Origin of the sequence: Phenylobacterium sp., assembly GCF_036402295.1 — a bacterium.
Classification (GTDB): Bacteria; Pseudomonadota; Alphaproteobacteria; order Caulobacterales; family Caulobacteraceae; genus Phenylobacterium.
In genome coordinates, this window is the sequence record NZ_DASWTE010000067.1 from 1 (window position 1) to 5041 (window position 5041).

General features: G+C 70.3%; 6 protein-coding genes. 4 read left to right on the forward strand and 2 right to left on the reverse strand.

Going from position 1 to position 5041, the window contains the following annotated elements; translation table 11 throughout:
• Together VGD44_RS04445 and VGD44_RS04450 are read right to left on the reverse strand one after the other, a co-directional pair.
• The coding region (locus tag VGD44_RS04445) for an amidase family protein (protein WP_331084284.1) at positions 1–510 on the reverse strand (510 nt) is incomplete at its 3' end.
• Positions 510–1787: an aminotransferase class III-fold pyridoxal phosphate-dependent enzyme gene (locus tag VGD44_RS04450; RefSeq protein WP_331084286.1), complete on the reverse strand. Its 1278-nt coding sequence runs from the start codon at positions 1785–1787 to the stop codon at positions 510–512. The genes VGD44_RS04450 and VGD44_RS04445, both read right to left, overlap by 1 nt.
• Positions 1788–1869: 82 nt before the next feature.
• Here VGD44_RS04450 and VGD44_RS04455 point away from each other — a divergent pair, with 82 nt between their 5' ends.
• The 4 genes from VGD44_RS04455 to VGD44_RS04470 all read left to right on the forward strand — a co-directional run.
• The gene (locus VGD44_RS04455; protein ID WP_331084288.1) at positions 1870–3033 is read left to right on the forward strand and encodes an MFS transporter; all 1164 of its coding nucleotides are present in this window, start codon (positions 1870–1872) and stop codon (positions 3031–3033) included.
• A gap of 15 nt (positions 3034–3048) precedes the next feature.
• On the forward strand, positions 3049–3807 hold the full coding sequence (locus VGD44_RS04460; RefSeq protein WP_331084290.1) for an N-acyl homoserine lactonase family protein: 759 nt from the start codon (positions 3049–3051) through the stop codon (positions 3805–3807).
• Between the two features lie 61 nt (positions 3808–3868).
• Positions 3869–4888, forward strand: coding sequence for an NAD(P)-dependent alcohol dehydrogenase (locus tag VGD44_RS04465; RefSeq protein ID WP_331084292.1), 1020 nt, complete (start codon positions 3869–3871; stop codon positions 4886–4888).
• A partial coding sequence (locus tag VGD44_RS04470) for a VOC family protein (RefSeq protein ID WP_414694611.1) occupies positions 4882–5041 on the forward strand: 160 nt, incomplete at its 3' end. The genes VGD44_RS04465 and VGD44_RS04470, both read left to right, overlap by 7 nt.

Here is a 5041-nt window from a genome sequence, read left to right on the forward strand (position 1 = left end):
CGAGGCGTGCGCGAGCGGGACCATGCCGGCCGCCACCGCCGAGGCTGAGCCGCCCGAGGAGCCGCCGGCGATGTGGTTCGGGTTCCAGGGATTGCGGCAGGGGCCGAGGCGGGCGCTCTCGGTCGTGCCGGTGATGCCGTACTCGGGCGTGTTGGTCTTGCCGAGCGGGATGACGCCCGATGAGCGGTAGCGGGCCATCAGGCCGCTGTCGGCGGTGTCGACCACGTTGCCGAACCTGCTGCCGTGGCTGCGCGGCCAGCCGGCGACCGAGATGCCCAGGTCCTTGATCAGGAACGGCACGCCCTTGAACGGCCCGTCCGGCAGGGCCTGCGTCGCCATGCGTCGGGCGTCGTCGAAGCCCTGGTAGACAACGGCGTTCAGAGTCGGGTTGTGGTGCTCGATCCGCTCGATCGCGGCCTCGACCAGCTCGCCCGGCGTCACGGCCTTCTTGGCCACCAGCTCGGCCAGCCCCAGCCCGTCGTACTCGGAGAAGGTCGTCATGGTGGGCATCAGCGGGCTCCGGCGGAGAGGAAGGCGAGCTTCTCGACGGGGGCCAGGTCGCGGACCTGGCGCTTGAGGGCCGCGAAGGACGCCTCGGCGGCGTCGAGGGTGTGGGCGATGTCAGCCTCGGTCATGGCCGCGCACAGGAACATGTTGTGCCAGGGGTGCACATAGACGCCGCGGTTCAGCATCTCGGACGAGAAGCAGTAGCCTTTGCGGAGGTCCGGGTCTTCGTCGAACAGGAACAGCGGCATCGTCGACGGGCCTGTCTGGCGGAAGCCGAAGCCGGCGGCTGCGGCGCGTTCGGCCAGGCCGGCGCGCAGCGCCTCGCCAAGCGCGGTGATGCGTTCCAGATAGTCGGTGTCGCGGACCAGGCGCAGCGTCTCGAGCGCCGCGGCCATGGTGGCGGCCTGGTACCAGAACGAGCCGGTCACGAAGATCGACGCCGCCGCCTTCCGCGCCTTGTCGTTGCCCAGCATGACGGAAAGTGGATGGCCGTTGGCCAGGCACTTGCCCCAACTGGAGAGGTCGGGCTGGACGCCGATGCGGCTCCATGAGCAGTCGCGCGACAACCGGAAGCCTGCCCGCACCTCGTCGACGACGAGCAGGGCGCCCGTGCGATCGCAGAGCTCGCGGGCCTTGCGGGCATAGGCGACGTCCGGCTCGGCCTGGTCGACGAAGGTGTCGTGCTTGAAGGGCGCCGCGAAGATGGCGGCCAGGTCGTCGCCGGCCTCGGCCACGGCCGCCTCCAGGCTGGCCACGTCGTTGTAGTCGCAGAAGATCTGGTGGCTGCGGTCGCTGTCGAGGACGCCGGCCGGCCGGGGCGTGCACCAGGGCAGGGCGCCGTGGTAGGCGCCCTTGGCCCGCACCACGACCCGGCGCCGGGTGTGGGCGCGGGCGGTCGTCAGCGCCATGGTCGTGGCGTCCGAGCCGTTCTTGCAGAAGATCGCCCAGTCGGCGTGGGCGACCATCCCGGTCAGCGCTTCGGCGAGCTCGACCATCAGGCCGGTGGGGCCGGTCAGGGTGTCGCCGAGGCCCAGCTGGCGCACGAAGGCCGCATCGATCTCGGGATGGGCGTAGCCGAACAGGTTCGGCCCATAGGCGCACATGAAGTCGAGGTAGCGGTTCCCATCCGCGTCCCACAGGTGGGCCCCTTCGCCCTTTTCGAAGAACTGCGGATAGTCGTCGGGGAGCAGGCCCACTGACTGGTGGCCGTACATCCCGCCGGGGATGACCGCCGCGGCCCGCTCGCGCAGTTCCCGGTCACGGCTGTTCGTCCGGTCCATCGCGCTTCTCCCTTATCGTTGTTCAGGAGAGATTACGCAGTGCACGGCCGTCGTCCACCGACTCCCTGTAAACGGTTGCTCCATGTCGCTTCCCGTCCGCCTGGGGCTCTTCTACTCGGCGATCTTCGTGGGCACCGGCGCGAGCTCGCCGTACATGCCCGTGTGGTTCGCCGAGCGCGGGCTCACGGGCGCGCAGATCGGGCTGATCCTGTCGTTGCCGATGCTGGCGCGGGCGTTCTCGGCGCCGCTGCTGGCGATCTGGGCCGACAGCTTCCAGCTGCGGCGGACGGCGCTGATCTTTATGTCCCTGGGCGTGATGGCCGCCTACGCGCTGATGGCGCTGCCGCTCGGCTTCGCAGGCTGGGCGGTGGTGTGGTTCGTGGCCTCGTCGACCTTCTCCACCATCTCGCCGCTGACCGACGTGATCGTGCTGAACCGGGCGCGGCGCGACGGCTTCAACTACGGCTGGCCGCGCGGCATCGGCTCGGCGGCGTTCATCGTGGCCAACGTCGCGGTGGGCGCGTTGCTGACCTGGGGCACGCCCGAGCTGGTGCTGGTCTGGATCACCGCCTGCGCCGCCCTGACCGCAGCGGCCGCCCGCTGGCTGCTGCCGGCGGATCCGGTTCACGAGACCGGCGAGGCGGTGCGGGCGTCCGACCGGTTCGCGGGGCTGGGCGAGCTGCTCCGCGACCCCGCCTTCATGACCGCGGCGGCGGCGGCCGGCCTGATCCAGTCGTCGCACGCCTTCTACTACGGGTTCTCGACCCTGGCCTGGAAGCAACAGGGCGTGCCCGAGAGCATGACCGGCGTCCTGTGGGGCGTGGGCGTCGCGGCCGAGGTGGCCTTCCTCTGGTGGTTCGAGCCGTGGCGACGGCGGGTGGGGCCGCGCAACCTGCTGATCCTGGGCGGCCTGGCGGCGATCGTGCGGTGGACGGCGCTGGCCTTCGCGCCGCCCCTCTGGCTGGTGTTCCCGCTGCAGACCCTGCACGTGCTGAGCTACGCGGCGACCTTCCTGGCCTCGCTGCAGCTGATCGAGCGGCTGTCGACGCCGCGTAACGCCTCGGCGGCTCAGGCGATCAACTCGGCGCTGTCCGGCGGGGTGCTGATGGGCGTGGCGACCATGGCCGCCGGGCCGCTGTTCGACCGCTTCGGCGCGCAGGGCTATTTGCTGATGTCGGGCATGTGCCTCGCCGGACTGATCGGCGCGCTGCGCCTATATGGGGTAAGGAAGCTCGATCCCGCCTGAGTTAGGAGACCCGTCATGGGCCTGCGCCTGTTCGGCTGCCTCTGCGGCCAGTTCCACAGCCCGGGCGCCGGCATGGCGATGGCGGGCGACCGCGTGACGGTGCCGATCCCGTTCTATGTGCTGGAGCATCCGGACGGCGTGGCCCTGTTCGACTGCGGGCTGCCGGCGGCGATGGTCGACTACGACGAGACTTATCGTGTGGCGCTGCGGACCCAGGACCTCGACGCCACGCTCACTCCGGAGGAGACGCTGACGCGGAACCTGGAGCGGCTTGATATCGACCCGGCGCGGGTGCGCTACGCGGCGCTCTCGCACCTGCACTTCGACCATGCCGGCGGGCTGAGGGAACTGCCCAACGCCACCGTCGTCGTCCAGCGGCGCGAGTGGGAGGCCGGTTTCGAGCCGGAGCTCTCGCGCCACTACGGCCTGCGCAAGCGCTACTTCGAGCTTGGCCACCCGGTGACGCTGGTCGACGGCGAGCACGACCTGTTCGGCGACGGCTCGGCGGTGCTGGTCCCGAGCTACGGCCACACGCCGGGACACCAGTCGCTCAAGGTGCGGAGCGACCAGGGCGACCACATCCTGGTCGGCGACGCCTGCTACCACTGCGGGGTGGTCGAGAGCCGCGACTTCCCGGCGATGTCGGACCATCCGGCCATGAACCGCTCGCTGGACGCCCTGCTGGCCATGCGGGACACCGACACGGTGATGGTCTGGGGCCACGATCCGGCGCAGTGGGGGGAGGAGCCCGTGCTGCCGTCCGCCAGGGCCTGACGTGGGGACACGCTTGCCGCGCCCCTGATCGCGGGGCGTAAGATGCGCGCAGGAGGAAGTCATGCGTGCGCTGAACGTCGCCGCCCCCTGGGGCCCGGACGCCATCAAGGTCGTGGAGCTGCCCGAGCCGAAGCCGGGGCCCGGCCAGGTGCTGGTGCGGATGAAAGCGGTGTCGCTCAACTACCGCGACCTGCTGATGATCAACGGCATGTACGGGCGGGGCGCCGCGTCGACGACCGACGTCATCACGCCCTTCTCCGACGGCTGCGGCATGGTCGAGGCGGTGGGCGACGGCGTGACGCGCTTCAAGGCCGGCGATCGGGTGGCGACGCTGTTCTTCCAGGGCTGGATCTCGGGCCCGCCGAGCCTGGAGAAGGTGGTGACGGCGCTGGGCTTCCCGATCCCGGGCGCCGGGTCGGAGCTGCAGACCTTCAGCGAGCATGGCCTGTCGAAGGTCCCCGACTTCCTGTCCGACCAGGAGGTGGCGACGCTGCCGTGCGCGGCGCTGACGGCGTGGCGGGGCCTGTTCGTCGATGCGCGGCTGGAGCCCGGCGACACGGTGGTCCTGCAGGGCACCGGCGGGGTCTCGATCTTCGGCCTGCAGTTCGCCCATGCGGCGGGCCTGCGCACGCTGATCACCTCCTCGTCCGATGAGAAGCTGGAGCGGGCCAAGGGGCTCGGGGCCGACCACATCGTGAACTACAAGACGACGCCCGCCTGGTCGGGGCCGGTGCGCGAGGCCACCCGTGGCCGCGGCGCCGACTTCATCATGGAGGTGGGCGGCGGCGGCACGATCCAGGAAAGCATGAAGGCCATCAAGATCGGCGGTCACATCGCCATCATCGGTGTGGTGGCCGGCGCGGGCGAGCCGTTCAACCCGGCCAGCCTGATCGGCAACTCGGCCAAGCTGCAGGGCCTGTCGGTGGGCTCGCGCGACATGTTCGAGGCGATGTGCCGGATGATCGACCTGAAGAAGATCTTCCCCGTCGTCGACAAGGTGTTCCCGTTCACCGAGGCCCGGGCGGCGTTCGCGGCCATGGCGGCGGGCGAGCACTTCGGGAAGATCGTGCTGGAATTCTAGGAGCTGAAGGAAAGGACGCCGTGCAGACCAAGGGGATCAACCCCCTGGCGCTGGTGTGCCGCGACATGGCCGAGACGGTGAAATTCTACACCGAGGCGCTGGGCATGCCGCTGGTGAAGACGGTGATGCTGCCGGACGGCGGCCAGCACTTCT

Coding starts and splice junctions, on each gene's coding strand:
- VGD44_RS04450 (WP_331084286.1), bottom strand. CDS start 1,787: ATGGACCGGACGAACAGCCGTGACCGGGAACTGCGCGAGCGGGCCGCG.
- VGD44_RS04455 (WP_331084288.1), top strand. CDS start 1,870: ATGTCGCTTCCCGTCCGCCTGGGGCTCTTCTACTCGGCGATCTTCGTG.
- VGD44_RS04460 (WP_331084290.1), top strand. CDS start 3,049: ATGGGCCTGCGCCTGTTCGGCTGCCTCTGCGGCCAGTTCCACAGCCCG.
- VGD44_RS04465 (WP_331084292.1), top strand. CDS start 3,869: ATGCGTGCGCTGAACGTCGCCGCCCCCTGGGGCCCGGACGCCATCAAG.